This window comes from Nonomuraea sp. NPDC049480, assembly GCF_044465905.1.
Taxonomy (GTDB): Bacteria; Actinomycetota; Actinomycetes; order Streptosporangiales; family Streptosporangiaceae; genus Nonomuraea.
The window spans coordinates 360,905-377,473 of the sequence record NZ_JBITMD010000002.1 but is presented as its reverse complement, the minus strand read 5'-3'; the positions used below and the strand labels follow the sequence as shown (position 1 = coordinate 377,473).

The window sequence follows — 16,569 nt, the reverse complement described above, 5'->3', positions numbered from 1 at the left end:
CCGTGAAGGCGAGGAGAGCCGGTCCGCTGGGTAGGCACAGGTCATGGAGCTCTTCGCAGATCGGGCCGAGGCCGGGGCGAAGCTCGCCGAGCGGCTGCTGGACGCGCACGACCCCGTGGTGCTCGCGTTGCCCCGCGGCGGCGTGGCGGTGGCCGCGCCCATCGCGCGCCGCCTCGACGCCGGCCTCGACGTCCTGGTGACCAGGAAGATCGGCTATCCGCCGGCGCCGGAGCTGGGCGTCGGCGCGATCGCCGAGGGCGGCGAGCCGGTGTTCGACCTGCCGCTGCTGCGCCGCCTCGGCATGACGCCCGAGTCGGTCGCGGACGTGGTGGAGGAGGAGCGGCGCGAGCTGGCCCGCCGGGTGCGCGCGTACCGCGGCGACCGCCCGCTGCCCGCGCTGGAGGGCAGGGAGGTGATCGTGGTCGACGACGGCCTGGCCACCGGCGGCACCGCGCGGGCCGCGCTCAGGGCCGTCGGCACGGCCAAGCCCGCCAAGGTGACCCTGGCGGTGCCGGTCGGGGCCGGCGACACGGTCAGATCCATGCGGCAGGAGGCCGACGAGGTGGTGGTGCTGCTGACGCCCGTCGACTTCCGGGCGGTGGGCCAGTGGTACGCACGGTTCGACCAGCTCAGCGACGCCGACGTACTGGAGCTGCTGGGGAGGGACTGACCGGGGACCTCAGCCGGCGAGCACGGCCCAGACGAGCTTGCGGGGGCCGCCGGGGACGAGCCAGCCCCACGCGGTGCAGAGGGCGTCCACCAGCCGCAGCCCCCGCCCGTACTCCGAGAACACGTCGGGCGCGGCGGCCACCGGCACGGTCTGGCTGTGGTCGGTCACCACGCACGCCAGCTCTGCCCGGTGAACCACGAGCCGCAGCTGCGCCGCCCCGCCGCCGTGCCGCATCGCGTTGGTCACCAGTTCGGAGACCACCAGCTGGGCGTCGAAGGCGACCTCGAACACGCCCCACGTGGTGAGCGTCTGATCGACGAACCGCCTGGCCGTGGCCACGCAGGCGGGCTCCAGCGCCGTGCGCTGATGGAAGGGGAACACCGCGTCGCATTCACCGGCACGACCATCCACCAGAATGGTCGTCAGCCATCCTGGTGGCCGGGAACCGATGGCGGCTTGCGGCCGAGCGTCGAAAGTCGTCATTCTGGCCCCCGAAGCGCGGTCTGGTGATCCAATGCCCATCTTTACGGGGAGTACTTGCCAATGCAAGACTTTTCGTAGTTTACGGATGCGAATCGCATCTGCACGTGCAGATGATCTAGGAGCGGTGCAGTGAGCGCACAGAGCGCGGAAGGGAAGCTTTTCAGTCACGCACCGGGAAGCCCGACGGTGCTGCGGATCCTGCTTGGAACCCAGCTGCGAAGGCTCCGTACAGACAAGGGTATCTCGCGCGAGGACGCGGGGTACTCGATTCGCGCATCTCACGCCAAGATCAGCCGGCTGGAGCTCGGCCAGGTCAGCTTCAAGCAGCGCGACGTGGCCGACCTGCTCACCCTGTACGGCGTCACGGACCCCGCCGAGCGGCAGCCACTCCTCGACCTCGCCAGGCAGGCCAACGCCCCCGGCTGGTGGCACAAGTACGGCGACGTGCTGCCCCACTGGTTCGAGGTCTACATCGGCCTGGAGGGCGCCGCGTCCAGCATCCGCACCTACGAGAACCAGTTCGTCCCCGGCCTGCTGCAGACTCCCGCGTACGCCAGAGCCGTCATCGAACTGGCCCACGAGAAGGCCACGAGGGCGGAGATGGACCGGCGCGTGTCCCTGCGCACCACCCGGCAGAAGCGCCTGGAGAGCGGGCTGACGGTCTGGGCGGTGATCGACGAGGCCGTCGTGCGCCGCACGCTCGGCAGTCCGGAGACGATGCGGGAGCAGATCACCCATCTGCTGGACGTCACGGCCGAGCGGAACGTCACCGTCCAGGTCATGCCGTTCGACCGCGGCGGCCACGCGGCGGCCGGGGGCCCGTTCAGCATCCTGCGATTCCCCGAGCGCGAGCTCCCCGACGTGGTCTACATGGAGCAGCTCACCAGCGCCCTCTACCTGGACAAACCCGTCGACTCCGACCACTACATGGAGGTCATGGACCGGCTCAGCATCCAGGCCGAGACACCGAAGGAGACGAGGCGCTTCCTGGAACAGCTCATTTCCGCATGAGCTGCTGAAACTCCTGTGATCCACTCCATACCGGGATTTTTGGTCGTCCGGTATATGGAGATCAACGTGTTGCCGTATTGTCACCTCGCAAACGCGGATGCACGTGCATCCGTAAGATCGCGAGGAGCTGCCCCATGCACGAGTTCCGGAACGGAACCCCCGCCGGCCGCCTTCCCGTCGTCTGGCGCAAGAGCAAGTGGAGCAACCCCAACGGCAACTGCGTCGAGGTCGCGAACCTGCCCACGGGGGAGATCGCCATGCGTAACTCACGCTTTCCCGAAGGGCCCGCGCTGGTCTACACCCAGGCGGAGATCACCGCGTTCGTCCTCGGGGCCAAGGACGGCGAATTCGACGACCTCATAGTCTGAGCGGCCGCCTCCGCCGGCCACCCGCCCGCGTGACTTTTCGGATTACGGTCCGGTTCGTCGAGGGTTTCGGTCACGCGGGTCAGTCGCGGGGCGCGCCGTACCAGCGCCATTCGGTCAGGCGCGGCCCCGTACGGCGGGGCCGCCGGCCGGCCGGTGCGGACGCTACAGGTAGACCTTGGGGTCGGCCTGGAGGCCGCGGGTGAGGCGGATGGTGATGAACTCGTTGTCGTCCGGCTTGCCCGGCGTGCGGCCGTTCGAGAAGGGGAAGTTGTTGTCGTCCAGCACACCGAGCGTGCGGTCGTCAAGGATGACGACGTCCTCGATCGTCTGGAACGGGAACCTGAACGTCCCCGGAGCCCCGCCCAGGCCGCGCGGGTCGGCGATGTCCAGCAGGTCGGCGACCAGGGTCTTGTCGAGCGCGCCGTCGCCGTCCCTGTCCCGCATGTCGGCCAGGTAGATGCGCTTGACCTGGGCGGCGTCGCCCTGCAGGTTGTCCCGCTCGATGATCAGGAACCGGTCGGCGTCGACGGCGATCGCGTCGCCGATGGCGTGCGAGGGCGAGTCCAGCCGGTACGTCCACCGCTTCCCGGTGTAGGCCCGCCGGCGCAGGTCGAACTCGTTCATCCGCAGCGTCCCCGCCGGGTCGCCGGCGACGGTGCCCTCCAGGAGCGGGTAGAGGCGGCGGCCGTCCACGGACCTGGCCATGCCCTCGAAGCCCTTGCTGCCGCCGAGGTTGGGCTGCGCGCCGTTCAGGTTGGGGTTCTCGGGCGCGCGGACGCCGGGCAGTTCGATCGGCGCCTCCATCAACCGGCCCTTGCGGTCGAAGTGCAGCAGGAACGGGCCGAACTCGTCGCCGATCCAGTACGTCCCGTCCATCGTGCGCACGATCGACTCGACGTCGAAGTCGGCGCCGGTCAGCGTCCGGTCCTGCCTGGTGAGCGGGAACGGCACCAGCCCGCGCGGGTCGGTCAGGTTGAACCCGCCGAGCACGTCGACCGACTTGGTGCGGAAGTCCGGCTTGACCCGGTGGACCCGCAGCAGGAAGTCGGCGCTGTTGGCCTTGTTGCCGAAGCCGTTGTCGGACAGGGCCTCGAAGGTGCCGTCGTGGCGGCGGACGATGCCGCTGAATCCCTGCACGGGCTGGCCGGGGAAGGGCGGGGTGACCCCGTTGACGGGCGCGGTGCCCAGCGACGATCCCGACGGCTCGCTGCCGGGGACGAAAGTCAGTGCGGGCAGCGAGGCGAACCCGGTCAGCGTGGCCTGCCCGAAGCCGGGCTGCGTGCCGTGACGCCCGGGATCGGCGGCGGCGGGAGCGGCCAGCGAGAGAGCCGTGGCGCCCGCGCACATCAGGATGGCGATGCGTTTCATGCCCGGCACCCTAGGGCGGGCACATGACGAGACCCCGAACGTACGGCAACTGGCGATGACCGCCAGATGTCCGCCCGGGTCGAGTGGGGGAAAGTCCACCTGATCAGGCAGTTGTCCCGACCGGGTTCGCCGGAGCCTGCGCATGGAGGGCCAGGCTCCGGTTCATCGGGACAACTGCTCGATCACGCGATGATGGTGACGCTGCCGGGTTTGTCAGGCGGCGGAGATGCCGGCGCTGGCCGCGCGGCGCATGCGACGGCGACGCTCGGAAGCGCGCTCGTCTTCGTTGAGACCGCCCCACGTGCCGTACTTCTCGGGCCGGGACAGCGCGTAGTCAAGGCACTCGTTGCGGACAGGGCACTGGGCGCAGATCGCCTTGGCCTTCCGCTCACGTACGTCACGCTCGGGCTGCCGCTCCCCATCGGGGCCGAAGAAGAGCACGAGGTCCTCACCCCGGCACGCGGCATCATCCTGCCAACCCCAGCTGGGGCGCGGGCGGGCGAGCTGCCGACGTACCTGAGACATGGGAAAACCACCTTCGTGAGAGGTATTTCGGTAATTGAGCCGCATTGGACGCTTTTGGCGTCACTGTTCCAACGCAACGTCGGGCCGTGATGTTCCCTGTTCAGGCGAGAGCGGGCGTGGCATACCGCACAGGCGCGAGCCTGTCCAGCGAAACCAGCCGGTAGGTGGTGATCGTCTCGGCGCAAGCCGTACCACACGGCGCTTGGAACGCCGATGGCTCAACCACAACCTGGAACCGGACGTCGCCGCAGCGCACGATGGCTTCGGTGACGTCACCGTCCGACCTGGAGGATTCCACGGCCACCGCGCCGACGGAGCACTCTCCCGAATGGGCTCGGGCGAAGTGCTCGACGGCTTGCAATGGCTCAGGGATGCCTGCGCGTCCCCGGTAGCGGTCGAGGATGACCTCGCCCGACCGGTACGCGTTAGCCGCTGCCAGTGCAGCAGCCTGAGACATGCTGCCGTAGAAAATTCCGTGTGGCAAGCACACGAGGTTGGCGGCGTAGCGATCGCCGCCAACGTGTGACGTTTCCCACACTCTGTCCGGCAGAGATTCGGCCAGCGATCGAGCGAGGGGTAGTCCAATGCGGGCGCAGCACACATTGCGCTTGGCGTGCGTGCAGACCAGAAATACCGGCTCGTCTTCAAGTATGCAGGACTCCGGGACCACTCCGGCCACGAAGGCGTCCAGGTCAAGATCGCCAGAACCTGCGACGACGCTGCTCGCGAGCCAGGGGCGCTCCCCGGCGGCGTACGCCAGTAGCACACGGATGCCCTGGTCCCGTGGGCGGGTCCGCTTGCCGGGCCGGCGGATCAGCTGGGGCCTGATACCTCGTTCGAGCGCGCGGCGGACGAGTTCGGAGATTCTTTCAGGAAGTTCGAAGCTTTCCAGGCGGGTCGGCCAGGCGCCGGTGTACTCGATGAGCAGCCAGAGCCGGGCTCCCACGGTGGCGCTGGCCAATGTGGGCACCTCCCCGGTGTGACACCCGACAGGATGCTCGCAGCCCCTCGCCAACGCCCCTCCCCTTCTCCGTCGAATTAGGTAAGACTAACCTAACGGATCGGGGAGCTCAGGCGTGGCGGGTTCGGGCAAGAACGTCCCGTGTCGCGGGGAGAGCGCGGTCCCTGTCCTCTCTGATCAGGCCGATCCTGGTCCGCCTGTCGAGCAGGTCGGCCTCGTCGAGCGCGCCCTCGTGCTCCACCGACCACATGAGCTCGCCCTCGGTGATGCCGAGCCCCACCTCCTCCGGGTACGCCTTGACGAGCTCGTGCACGGCAGGGGCCTCGCTGCCGTACCGCTCGGCGAGGGGCGCCGGCACGCCGGACGGCTGAGGGCCGGCCCCGGCGAGCGGGATCTTGCGGGTGAGGCACCGCCCCGCCGGGAGGTTGCCAATCGAAACCGCTCGATCCACCGCGTCCTCGGCCATGCGCCGATATGTCGTCAGCTTCCCCCCGATCACCGTGACGATGCCGCCGCCGGACAGCACCACGTGCCTCCGCGACAGGTCCGCCGTGCGCCCCGAGGCCGCCAGAAGGGGCCTGAGGCCCGCGTAGGCGCCCGCAACCGCCTCTCTGGTCACCTGGGTCTCGAGAGCCCTGTTCAGTACCTCCAGGAGCGTTCTGACGTCCTCCTCGGGTGCTTCGGGGACGTCGGGCACCGGTCCCTCCAAGGGTTCGTCCGTCAGGCCGACGTACACGCGCCCGTCGCGCTGGGGGAGAACGAGTGCGAACCGGTTGTTCTCTCCCGGTATGGGCAGGTGCAGGCCGGCGATCAACCCCGGCAGCGTCCCGGGGCGCAGCACGATGTGGGTGCCGCGGGAAGGGCGCAGATCGGCCTCGGGATCCAGGGAGCGCGCCCACACGCCGGTCGCGTTGATCACCGCTCGGGCGCGGATGCCGAACTCCTCGCCGGTCAGCTCGTCGCGCACCGTCGCGCCCCGGTCCGAGAGCCGCAGCGCGCGGCAGCGGGTCAGCACGCGGGCGCCGTGCGCGGCGGCGGTCCTGGCGATCGCGACCACGAGGCGGGCGTCGTCGAGCAGCCGGCCGTCCCACGACAGCAGCGCGCCGCGCAGGCCGTCGGCGCGCACCACGGGCGCCAGCGTGTGGGCCCTGGCCGCGCCGAGCCGCGCGGGACCCGGCAGCAGGCGGCGCGGCGTGCGCGCGGCGGCCCGCAGGGCGTCGCCGAGCCGGTAGCCCGTCATGATCAGCGCCGCCTGGCGCCGGGAGACCTCCGGGGTCAGCGGCAGCACGTACGGGTGCGCCTTCACCAGGTGCGGAGCCGTCCTGCGCAGCAGGATCCCGCGCTCGACCGCGCTCTCGTAGGCGACGCCCACCTGCCCCCTGGCCAGATAGCGCAGCCCGCCGTGGATCATCTTCGAGCTCCACCTGGACGTGCCGAACGCCAGGTCGTGCGCGTCGATCGCGGCCACGCTCAGCCCGCGCGAGGCGGCGTCGAGCGCCGCGCCCGCCCCGGTCGCGCCGAGGCCCACGACCAGCACGTCCACGCGTTCCTCGGCGACCTGGCGCAGCTCGCGGGCGCGGCGGCGGGCGTTAAGCGAGTTGTCCAAGATAGGCCTCCAAAAGGGCGGCGAGCTCGGCGTCGAGCTCGTCCAGCGTCACGGGGTCGAGCATGGTGGGCGCCGACAGCAGGAACGACTGCGCCACCAGCAGCACAGCCCTGGCCTTGCGCGGGTCGCCGAGGTCCCGCTCCAGGACCTCCAGCACGGCCTCGTGGGTGGCGCCCCGCCGGTCGAGCAGATAGGGCAAGAGCAGCTCGGGATCCGCTTCCACGATCTTCCGCCAGAGCGGGTGCTCGCGCAGCCCCCGGACCCCGGCGACGACCGCGCGTACCGGGTCGGACATGTCCAGGCCGGCGACGACGCGTACCCACTCCCTGGTCATCACGTCGGCGACCAGGGTGCGCACGTCGGGCCAGCGGCGGTAGATCGTCATCCGGGACACGCCCGCCCGGCGGGCCACGTCCGTGAGCGTCGTCCTGCGCACGCCGTAGGCGAGTACGCAGTCCTGTGCGGCGTCCAGAACGCCGTCATTGTGACGAATCGACGTCATATGTCACAGTGTAAGCGTGGCTAGAGAACCGATGCTGTGGTCGGGCTGGGGTGACCCCGCCAAGGCTCGCGAGCTGCCCGCGAAGGTGCGCGAGCTGCTCCATGACCTCCTGGGCGTCCGCGCCCCGCGGGGCCCAGCGGCCACGCTGGAGTCCGTGCGGCTTCCACCGGTCGGCCTGCCGTCTTCATCGCTCGATGGGCTCGCCGCGATCACCGGCGCCGAGCACGTGCTGACCTCGCACGAGGCCCGCGTACGGCACACGCGCGGCAAGTCCACCCCCGACCTGCTGCGCATGCGCGCCGGAGACGGCTCCGACGCGCCCGACGCGGTGGTGCTGCCCGGCTCGCACGAGGAGGTGGCCGGGCTGCTGGGGCTGTGCGCGCGGGAGCGGATCGCGGTCGTGCCCTTCGGCGGCGGGACCTCGGTGGTGGGCGGGCTCGCGGCTTCCCGCGCCGGCTTCACGGGCGTGATCGCGCTCGACCTGGCCCGGCTCGACCGGCTGCGGTCGGTGGACGCCGAGTCGATGGTGGCCGAGTTCGAGCCGGGCGTGCGGGCTCCCGACGCAGAGCGGCTGCTCGCCGCGCACGGGCTGACCCTGGGGCACTTCCCGCAGTCCTTCGAGTACGCCACGCTCGGCGGCTTCGCCGCGGCCCGCTCCAGCGGCCAGGCCTCCGCCGGGTACGGCCGCTTCGACGACATGGTCGTCGGCCTCACCGTCGCCACGCCGTCGGGCACCCTCGACCTCGGCCGGGCGCCCAAGTCGGCGGCCGGGCCCGACCTGCGGCAGCTCGTCCTCGGCTCCGAGGGCGTCTTCGGCGTCATCACGTCGCTGCGGCTCCGCGTGCGCCGCGCCCCCGCCGAACGGATCTACGAGGGGTGGCGGTTCGCGTCGTTCGCGGCGGGAACGGCGGCCATGCGGGCCCTCGCCCAGGAAGGGCCGCTTCCGGCCGTGCTGAGGCTGTCCGACGAGACCGAGACGGTGATCGGCCTGGCCAAGCCGGACGCGATCGGCTCCAGCGGCGGCTCGGGGTGCCTGCTGATCGCGGGCTACGAGGGGCCGCCGGCGGCCGGCCGCCGGGTCGCGGCCCGCGCCGTGCTCACGCGGATGGGCGGGGAACCCCTGGGCGAGGAGCCGGGGGAGGTGTGGGAGCGCGGGCGGTTCTCGGCGCCGTACCTGCGCGACTCGCTGCTCGCGGCCGGCGCCACCGTCGAGACTCTGGAGACGGCCGGGTTCTGGGCGAATCTGCCGCGGCTCTACGACGCGGTGCGGCTGTCCCTGCTCGGCGCGCTCGGCACAGCTCCGCCGCCACTGGTCATGTGCCACGTCTCGCACGTGTACGAGACCGGCGCGTCGCTGTACTTCACCGTCGTGGCCCCGCAGGAGGACGACCCGGTCGCCCAATGGGAGCGGGCCAAGACGGCGGCGAACGCGGCCATCGTCGAGGCGGGCGGCACGATCAGCCACCACCACGGAGTGGGCCGCGACCACCGGGAGGCCTACGCCGCCGAGCTCGGCCCGGTCGGCGTCGCCGTCCTGCAGGCGGTCAAGGCCCGGCTCGACCCGGCCGGGATACTCAACCCCGGCGTGCTGATCCCGGTTCCGGGGAGGTAGCGGCGTCGATCCGTTCCCACGGTGAACGCGGTCCCGGGACGGCTCATTCGTCCGGTGGCCTGGTGATCCGCTCTGCCTCCGCCAGCGCCGCGGCGGCCTCGCTGTAGCGGTGGAGGCCCTCCAGCACGGCGGCCAGGCAGTGCAGCGAGACCACCAGCGGGGCGCCGCCCGTCGCCCGGGTGAGTTCCACCGCCTCCTGGGCCGGCGGCAGCGCCTCCGCGGCCCGGCGCCGCTTGAGCAGCAGCCTGGCCGCCGTGAGCAGGCAGCGTGCCAGCAGCTCTGTGTGCTCTCCGGGGCGTTCCTCGGCCAGGATCCGGCTCCTCGCGATGGCCTCGCTCACGGTGTTGAGCGCCGAGCTTCCCCACCGGGGCCGCGCCGTGGCATAGGCCAGCAGGCCCTCGATGGCCCGCGCGTCCGGGGTGCCCTTTCTGGTCGCATCGTCCGGGCTGTTACGCGTCATCGGACTTCTCCGTGGATACTCCGGCCTTCAGGCCGGACAGGGAACGGACTCCCGCGTGGCGGGACACAGACGGGTGGTTCGCCGGCAGGCGGACCGCCGTCAGGGTTCGGACCGGTGTTCTTCCCTTCTGGCGTCGGCTCGTTGGAGCAGGCGGAGACGCATGTGTGAGGCCTTGCCGGGGCCGGTGCCGGCGTCCTCCCTTCGGTGTCCCAACCGCTTGTTTGGGGGGATGAGGTTACACCATTGTGAACCTTCTGTGTTCTATGCAGTACGGAGAGTTCAGGGTGCGCAAATGGTTGATCGCGGTAAAGATGTGGTCATGACGGAAGTCGCGGCCGAGCGCGGAAAAGAGCTTTCCTCACGGGTGTCGGAGGCGGGGGCCGGGTGGGCCTGTGCGCAGACTGGTACGTTCGCCCAGCTCAAACCGGACGGCCACGGGTTCAGCTGGCTGAATTTAGCCACGCTGTGGCGCTCGCGCAACGAGATCCTCGCCGGGTTGTTCGGAGATCCGTCAGGGGAGGTCCGGGCGCGCTGGGTGGCGGCTCAGGAAGTACGTGGGATTGACCCGGAATTTCGTATCAAGCCGCCCGTTGATGGAAATTTCAGTTTCCTTCTGCTCGGCGATACCGGCGAGGGCGACGCCTCCCAGTACGCCGTCGTGCCCGGAATGCTGAAAGCCGGCGAAGGGACGTCGTTCGCCATCGTCGCCAGTGACGTCATCTATCCGACGGGATCGGGCAACGAGTACGGCGACAAGTTCTTCCGCCCGTACAAGGACTATGACGCTCCCATCTACGCGATCCCCGGCAACCACGACTGGTACGACGGGCTCGGCGGGTTCATGCGGGTCTTCTGCGACGCGCCGCCGCTCAAGCCGAAGCCGGACCGCGGGCCGCGCGGGCTGCTGTGGCGCAAGCCGGAGACGATCGACGAGGCGCGGCTGGCCGAGGCGCGCTCGCTCAGGGGCAAGCCGTCGCAGCAGGCCACGCAGCCGGGGCCGTACTGGGTGATCGAGAGTGACAGCCTGCTCATCGTGGGCGTGGACACCGGCATCAGGAACGTGATCGACAAGGGCCAGACCGCCTGGCTGCGCCGCGTCTCGCTCGACCCGCGGCCGAAGATCCTCGTGACCGGCAAGCCCATCTACACCGCGAACGCGTACAAGCCGTCACCGCTGGAGGAAGGCGGCACGATTGACGACATCGTCCGCGACCCGGCGCACCGGTACGTCGCGGCCATCGGCGGAGACGTGCACAACTACCAGCGCTATCCGGTCAAGGTGGGCGAGCGGGTGATCCAGTACGTCGTGGCGGGCGGAGGCGGGGCGTTCATGCACGCCACGCACACCATCCGGCGGGTCGACGTGGCGGGGGTGCACGAGGACGACTTCCGCTGCTACCCGCTGCGCGGCGACTCGCTGTCGTTCTACAGCCAGCTGTACGCCCGCAGGCTCCGCATGAAGTGGCTCTACCTGCGGCCCGAGGAGGCCGTGTGCATCATGTCGGAGCAGATCAGGAACCAGCCCGTCCGCACCCCCGAAGGGCCCGTCGAGGTCACCCGCCGGATGCGGTGGGCGGCGCGGCTGCTCGGCGCCTGGCCGTGGCCGCTCAGGTTGCCCGTGGACAAGGTGTTCCACCGGTACCTGTCCGAGCTGTCCGACTGGGACACTCCGCCGTTCTTCAAGCAGTTCCTGCACGTGTCGGTCACGCCGGGCGAGCTGACGCTGCGGTGCCTGGCCGCCACCGGATGCCTGGCGCAGGAGCTGGAGCCGCCCGTGGAGGACGAGGTGCGCATCAGTTTGTCGTAGCCGTCTGTCACGCTTGCCACGTGTATGTCGTGGTCGCCGGAGAGACGGTGCTGCCGGTCGGAGGGACGGCTCGCCGTACCTCCGATCTGGCGGGGACCGTGCGGGAGATCGAGGCGGCCGATCGGCCGCGATGGGTGTGGGCCGACACGAGGGAGACCTACCCGGCGCTGCTGCGGGCCGGCGTGCGGGTCTCGCGCTGCCACGACGTCGCCCTCACCGAGGGGCTGCTGCTGGCGTACGAAGGCCGCTACGGCGAGAGCCGCACGGCCAGGGCCGCCCACGCCCGGCTGCACGGGCTGCCCGTGCCCGAGGAGCAGCCGAGCGCGCCGGACACGCTGTTCGCGCCCGAGCCGCTCGGGGCGGAGGCGGTGGCCGAGGTGCTGGCCGGCCAGCTGCGGCGGATCGAGGCGCTGCCGGAGCCGGGGAGGTTCCGGCTGCTGGTCGCGGCCGAGTCCGCGGGGGCGCTGGTCGCGGCCGAGATGTCGTACGACGGGATGCCGTGGCGCAGGGACGTGCACGACGCGCTGCTGACCGAGCTGCTCGGTCCGCGGCCCGTGCACGGCATGCGGCCCGCCAAGCTGCAGGCGCTGGCCGACGAGGTGACGGCGGCGTTCGGGCATCCGGTCAATCCGGACTCCGTGCAGCAGCTCGTCAAGGCGTTCAAGGGGGCCGGGGTGGCGCTGAAGACCACCCGGTCGTGGGAGCTGAAGCAGGTCGATCATCCGGCCGTGGCGCCGCTGCTGGCGTACAAGGAGCTGGCCCGGCTCTTCAGCTTCCACGGATGGGTGTGGGCCGACCAGTGGGTGCGGGGCGGGCGGTTCCGGGCCGAATACGTGGTGGGCGGGGTCGTGTCCGGGCGGTGGGCCACCAGCGGCGGAGGAGCGCTGCAGATCCCCAAGGTGATGCGGCGGGTGGTGGTCGCCGACGACGGGTGGGTGCTGATCGTCGCCGACGCCGCGCAGCTCGAGCCGCGGGTGCTGGCCGCGATGGCCGGGGACGCAGGGCTGGCCGGAGCCGCCGGGGAGATCGATCTGTACTCGGCGCTGGCGCAGTCCTTCGGCGGGGAGCGGGACAACGCCAAGATCGCGATGCTGTCCGCCATGTACGGCGGCACCAGCGGCGACGCGCCCAAGCTGCTGGCGGTGATGCGGCAGCGGTTTCCCCGGGCGTACCAGTTCGTGGAGGACGCGGCCAAGGCGGGGGAGGAGGGGCGGCTCGTCCGGTCCTGGCTCGGCCGCACCAGCCCGCCGCCGTCGTCCCGGTGGAGGGAGCTGGTGTCGGGTCCCGAGGGCGGGCGCGCGGCGCGGGACCGGGGGCGGTTCACGCGCAACTTCGTGGTGCAGGGGACCGCGGCGGAGTGGGCCTTGGCGCTGCTCGCGGTGTTGCGCGGGTTGTTGCCGGAGCCGGCGCGGCTGGTGTTCTTCCAGCATGACGAGGTGATGGTGCACTGTCCCCTTGAGCAGGCCGAGGAGGTGATGGGGGCCGTGTCGGCGGCGGCGGAGGAGGCCAGCAGGCTGCTGTTCGGGCGGACGCCGGTGCGGTTTCCCATGGAGGCGGTCGCGGTCACCTGCTACGCCGACGCCAAATGACCGGCCCGAATGACCGGCCCGAATGACCGGCCCGAATGACCGGCCCGAATGACCGGCCCGAATGATCGGCGCCGGGACGCGCCGCCGCTGACGTGCTCGCCGCGTCGGCCGTCCACCGCCGGCGCACTTTCCGGCGGGGGCTAAGGGTGGGGGCGGGCGGTGGCGAGCCAGAAGGCGGCCAGGGCGACCATGATGCCGACGACCAGGCCCAGCGCGCCGTACGAGAGCATGCCGACGATGGCGCCCGCGACGATCGTGCCCGTGGCGCCGCAGACGTTCATCAACAGGTCGGACAACCCTTGGACGGCGGGGCGGCGCTCGATGGGGACCGACTCCGTGACCAGGGCGGAGCCGGCGACCAGGCCGCAGGACCATCCCAGCCCGAGCAGCACCAGCGCCGTCGTCACCTGCCACACCCGATGCCCGGCCGTGCCGGCCAGCGCGGCGGCGGCCAGCAGCAGGCCCATGCCGAGCAGCAGCACGGGAACCTTGCCCGCCTTGTCGGCCAGCCACCCGACGACCGGGGACAGCATGTACATGCCCGCGATGTGCAGGCTGATGACGAGGCCGATGACGTCCAGGTTCGAGCCGTCGTGGTGGAGTTTGACCGGGGTCATCGACATGACGGACACCATCGCCGTGTGACTGACCGCGATCATGACCAGCGCCCGGCGGGCCATCGGCGTGGTGCGCAGGGTATGCCAGGCTGTCCTGATCGTGCGGTTGCGCCCGGGCCCGGGATCCTCGGCGCCGTTCAGGCCGCGGGCCAGCGTGAGGGGGTCGGGGCGCAGGAAGGCGATGATGACGACCAGCGCCAGGGCGAAGGCGAGCGCCGCGAACGCGAACGGTCCCGCCTTCTCCACCAGCCCGAGCCGCATGCCGATCTGGTCGGCGGGCTTGGCCAGGTTGGGGCCGGCGACGGAGCCGATCGTGGCGGCCCAGACGACCAGGGACAGGTGCCTGGCCGCGTGTCCCTTCGGCGACAGGTCCGTCGCCGAGTAGCGTGCCGCCAGGCCGCCGGCGCTGCCGCCGCCCACCAGCACCAACCCGAGCAGCAGCAGCGGCCACGTCCGCAGGCTGATCGCGACCACCGAGATCGCGCAGCCGGTCAGCGCCGCCACGTACGCGAGCGCCAGCCCCGCGCGTCGCCCGCCCCTGCCGGACGCCTTGGCCGTCGGCAGGGCCAGCAGCGCCGCGCCGAGCACGGTGGCCGTCCCCGCGAAGCCGCTGATCACCGTGGAGCCCGACAACTCGTCGACCACGACCGAGCTGAGCGCCAGCCCCACGGCGACCCCCACACCGCCAACGATCTGCGCCGCGGACAGCACGCCCAAGGTGCGGCGTTGGATGATCCGGATCCGGTCAGAAGGCGAGACAGCGGGCTTTGTGGGGGTGCTGGTCACCTGTGAAGTCTCCCATAGCCCCCAACATCGCCCCAAAGGGGACGGCCACCCTTTTCCCTCGGGAAGGCCGTGTTTTACGGACGTTCCGCGACGTTACCGCCGCTCCCCGACGCCCCCCGGTCGCGATATTTCAGAGAATGGTGACTGAATCGCCCACGGTGATCCGGCCGACTCCGTCCGGGATCAGGTTGATGCCGAACCACACCTTGCCGTCCCACTTGCGATGCCGGGCGAGCGTCCTGATGGGCTCCTTGCCCTTCGTGTACGTGGCGGTGTCAACGGTGGTGAGCACACACCGGTCACACCCCTTGGTCACCCGGAAGTCCACCTCGCCGATCCGCACCCGCTTCCACTCGTCCTCCGCGAACGGCACGCCGGCGCCCTCCACCACCACGTTCGGCCGGAACCGGTGCATCGGCAGCGGCGCCGGCGCCTCCTCACCGCGCTCCAGCGCGCCCTCGACGATCCAGTCGTTCAGCCGGTCGAGCGAGGCCGTGGAGGTGAGCAGGAGCGGATAGCCGTCGGCCAGGCTGACGCGGTCCTCCGGGCGGCCGTACGCGGGATCGACCGGGCGGCGGGTGGGGTCGTCGAGCCACTTGAGCCGGACCGGCCGCCCCGCCAGCTCCGACAGCCAGCGGGCCGCGTCGTCCCCGCAATCGGTCATCTCCACCGGCGTGCCCCACACGTCCACCGTGGCCATCGAGACGTCCGGGACGACCCGCAGCGGCGCGGCGTGGGGGCCGGTCAAGGTGAGCGTGCCGCCGTCGAGCGTGGCCAGGCAGGCCAGGAGCCGCGGCTCCTCACGGGCGGTGAGGATCACGCCGCGCTCGTCGGTGATCAGGTAGCGCCTGTCGCCGGCCAGCCCCCAGGGCTGGACCTCGGCCTCGTGAACATCATGACCCGCCGTGGACTTGATGGGGTAAAAGTGGATGCTCGCCAGCTTCATGAGGCCGACCGTATCTCACCGGTTCGGGCGGGCTCCGGGACGGTGGAGCCCGTACGGCTCAGGCGCGCGGCGAGCGCCACCGTGGCGAGGGAGAGCACGCCGATCGCGGCGCCGATCCAGGCCACCGACGGGTAGCCGAGTCCCGCGCCGATGGACAGGCCGCCCAGCCACGGGCCGGCGGTGATGCCGAGGTTGAACGAGGAGACGTTCACCGCGGCGGCGAGCGTGGGGGCGTTCTTGGCCAGGGCGAAGACGCGGGTGTTGAGCGCGGGGTTGGTGGCGAAGCCGAACGCGCCGAGCAGGAAGATCAGGGGGATGGCGAGGAGCGGGATCGGCGCGGCCGGCGCCAGTGCGGCCGAGGCGGCGACGAGGCCGGCGATCCCGGCGTACAGGGAGCGGAACGGGCGGGCGTCGGCGGTCCTGCCGCCGATCGTGATGCCGATCAGCGAGCCGGCGCCGTAGAGGGCCAGGACGGCGGGCACCCAGGCGGGGTCCAGCCCGGTGGTGTCGACGAGCAGCACGCTCAAGTAGCTGAAGGAGACCAGGAGGGCGCCCGTGGTGAGTGCGGTGGTGCTGTAGGAGAGCCAGAGCCCGGGGCTGGTCATGGCGCGCAGTTCGACGGCGAGGCTGGGGCCTTCCCGCACGTCGCCGGCGGCGGTCCCGGGCCTGCCGCCCGGGATGGTGGCGAGGACGCCCGCGCCGGCGAGCGCCGACAGGCCGGCCACCGCCCAGAACGCCGCCCGCCATCCGAGGTGCTGGCCGATGACCGTGCCGAGGGACAGGCCGATGATGGTGGCGACCGTCAGCCCGCCGGCGAGCACGCTCATCGCCTTGCCGCGGGCGTTCGCGGGCACCAGGCCGATCGCGGTGCTCGCGGCCACGGCCCAGAAGCCGGCGTACACGAAGGCGCCGACGACCCTCGTGGTGAACAGCGTGCCGTAGCTGGACGTCAGCGCGCCGGCGACGTGCGACAGCGCGAAGACGGCGAGGAACGTCAGCAGCGCCGTACGGCGCGGCCAGCGCAAGGTGACGACGGCCAGGACCGGCGCGCCCACCAGCATCCCCATCGCGAACGCCGAGATCAGCAGCCCGGCCTGCGGCACGGACACGCCCAAGTCGGCGGACAGCTCGGGGAGCAGCCCGGCCAGCATGAGCTCCGACGTGCCCTGAGCGAAGATCGAGAATCCCAGTATGTACACCGCCAACGGCATGGCGGACTCCCTCCACAGTTTTAGATTGATCAGTTCAAAACGTGGGC

At 71.2% G+C, this 16,569-nt stretch carries 16 protein-coding genes; 6 read left to right on the top strand and 10 right to left on the bottom strand.

Annotated elements, in window-relative coordinates; translation table 11 throughout:
• Window positions 1-43 precede the first annotated feature (43 nt).
• Window positions 44-670 carry a phosphoribosyltransferase gene (locus tag ACIBX3_RS07180; RefSeq protein WP_397114053.1) on the top strand — a complete coding sequence of 209 codons (627 nt, stop codon included), beginning with the start codon at window positions 44-46 and terminating at the stop codon, window positions 668-670.
• 9 nt (window positions 671-679) lie between these two features.
• Here ACIBX3_RS07180 and ACIBX3_RS07175 read toward each other — a convergent pair whose 3' ends face one another.
• Window positions 680-1,081, bottom strand: coding sequence for an ATP-binding protein (locus tag ACIBX3_RS07175; protein WP_397114051.1), 402 nt, complete (start codon window positions 1,079-1,081; stop codon window positions 680-682).
• A 201-nt stretch (window positions 1,082-1,282) separates the two neighbouring features.
• Here ACIBX3_RS07175 and ACIBX3_RS07170 point away from each other — a divergent pair, with 201 nt between their 5' ends.
• Both ACIBX3_RS07170 and ACIBX3_RS07165 read left to right on the top strand, forming a co-directional pair.
• The gene (locus ACIBX3_RS07170; protein ID WP_397114049.1) at window positions 1,283-2,164 is read left to right on the top strand and encodes a helix-turn-helix domain-containing protein; all 882 of its coding nucleotides are present in this window, start codon (window positions 1,283-1,285) and stop codon (window positions 2,162-2,164) included.
• A gap of 134 nt (window positions 2,165-2,298) precedes the next feature.
• Window positions 2,299-2,532, top strand: coding sequence for a DUF397 domain-containing protein (locus ACIBX3_RS07165; protein WP_397114047.1), 234 nt, complete (start codon window positions 2,299-2,301; stop codon window positions 2,530-2,532).
• Between the two features lie 162 nt (window positions 2,533-2,694).
• Here the strand turns inward: ACIBX3_RS07165 and ACIBX3_RS07160 are convergent, their stop codons facing one another.
• From ACIBX3_RS07160 to ACIBX3_RS07140, 5 genes are all read right to left on the bottom strand, one after another.
• Window positions 2,695-3,900: an esterase-like activity of phytase family protein gene (locus ACIBX3_RS07160; RefSeq protein WP_397114045.1), complete on the bottom strand. Its 1,206-nt coding sequence runs from the start codon at window positions 3,898-3,900 to the stop codon at window positions 2,695-2,697.
• A gap of 213 nt (window positions 3,901-4,113) precedes the next feature.
• Entirely contained in the window at window positions 4,114-4,425 is a 312-nt protein-coding gene (locus ACIBX3_RS07155) for a WhiB family transcriptional regulator (protein WP_080036407.1), read from the bottom strand.
• Window positions 4,426-4,525: 100 nt separating this feature from the next.
• Window positions 4,526-5,395, bottom strand: coding sequence for a sucrase ferredoxin (locus tag ACIBX3_RS07150; RefSeq protein WP_397114043.1), 870 nt, complete (start codon window positions 5,393-5,395; stop codon window positions 4,526-4,528).
• A 100-nt stretch (window positions 5,396-5,495) separates the two neighbouring features.
• Window positions 5,496-6,992 carry a glycerol-3-phosphate dehydrogenase/oxidase gene (locus tag ACIBX3_RS07145; RefSeq protein WP_397114041.1) on the bottom strand — a complete coding sequence of 499 codons (1,497 nt, stop codon included), beginning with the start codon at window positions 6,990-6,992 and terminating at the stop codon, window positions 5,496-5,498.
• Window positions 6,976-7,494 carry a TetR/AcrR family transcriptional regulator gene (locus ACIBX3_RS07140; protein WP_397114039.1) on the bottom strand — a complete coding sequence of 173 codons (519 nt, stop codon included), beginning with the start codon at window positions 7,492-7,494 and terminating at the stop codon, window positions 6,976-6,978. Before ACIBX3_RS07140 ends, ACIBX3_RS07145 begins: the two co-directional genes overlap by 17 nt.
• A gap of 31 nt (window positions 7,495-7,525) precedes the next feature.
• On the opposite strand from ACIBX3_RS07140, the gene ACIBX3_RS07135 reads away from it, so the two are divergent.
• Entirely contained in the window at window positions 7,526-9,106 is a 1,581-nt protein-coding gene (locus tag ACIBX3_RS07135; RefSeq protein WP_397114989.1) for an FAD-binding oxidoreductase, read from the top strand.
• A 43-nt stretch (window positions 9,107-9,149) separates the two neighbouring features.
• Here ACIBX3_RS07135 and ACIBX3_RS07130 read toward each other — a convergent pair whose 3' ends face one another.
• Window positions 9,150-9,566, bottom strand: a complete 417-nt coding sequence (locus ACIBX3_RS07130; protein WP_397114037.1) for a hypothetical protein — start codon at window positions 9,564-9,566, stop codon at window positions 9,150-9,152.
• Between the two features lie 319 nt (window positions 9,567-9,885).
• Between ACIBX3_RS07130 and ACIBX3_RS07125 the strand changes: the two genes are divergently transcribed.
• Both ACIBX3_RS07125 and ACIBX3_RS07120 read left to right on the top strand, forming a co-directional pair.
• Entirely contained in the window at window positions 9,886-11,373 is a 1,488-nt protein-coding gene (locus ACIBX3_RS07125; RefSeq protein WP_397114035.1) for a metallophosphoesterase family protein, read from the top strand.
• 20 nt (window positions 11,374-11,393) lie between these two features.
• On the top strand, window positions 11,394-12,962 hold the full coding sequence (locus tag ACIBX3_RS07120) for a bifunctional 3'-5' exonuclease/DNA polymerase (protein ID WP_397114033.1): 1,569 nt from the start codon (window positions 11,394-11,396) through the stop codon (window positions 12,960-12,962).
• Window positions 12,963-13,102: 140 nt separating this feature from the next.
• On the opposite strand, the gene ACIBX3_RS07115 is transcribed toward ACIBX3_RS07120, so the two are convergent.
• From ACIBX3_RS07115 to ACIBX3_RS07105, 3 genes are all read right to left on the bottom strand, one after another.
• Complete coding sequence (locus ACIBX3_RS07115; RefSeq protein ID WP_397114031.1) at window positions 13,103-14,365, bottom strand: MFS transporter; 1,263 nt, start codon at window positions 14,363-14,365, stop codon at window positions 13,103-13,105.
• Window positions 14,366-14,495: 130 nt separating this feature from the next.
• Window positions 14,496-15,311: an MOSC domain-containing protein gene (locus tag ACIBX3_RS07110; protein WP_397114029.1), complete on the bottom strand. Its 816-nt coding sequence runs from the start codon at window positions 15,309-15,311 to the stop codon at window positions 14,496-14,498.
• On the bottom strand, window positions 15,308-16,522 hold the full coding sequence (locus tag ACIBX3_RS07105) for a Cmx/CmrA family chloramphenicol efflux MFS transporter (RefSeq protein ID WP_397114027.1): 1,215 nt from the start codon (window positions 16,520-16,522) through the stop codon (window positions 15,308-15,310). Before ACIBX3_RS07105 ends, ACIBX3_RS07110 begins: the two co-directional genes overlap by 4 nt.
• Window positions 16,523-16,569 lie beyond the last annotated feature (47 nt).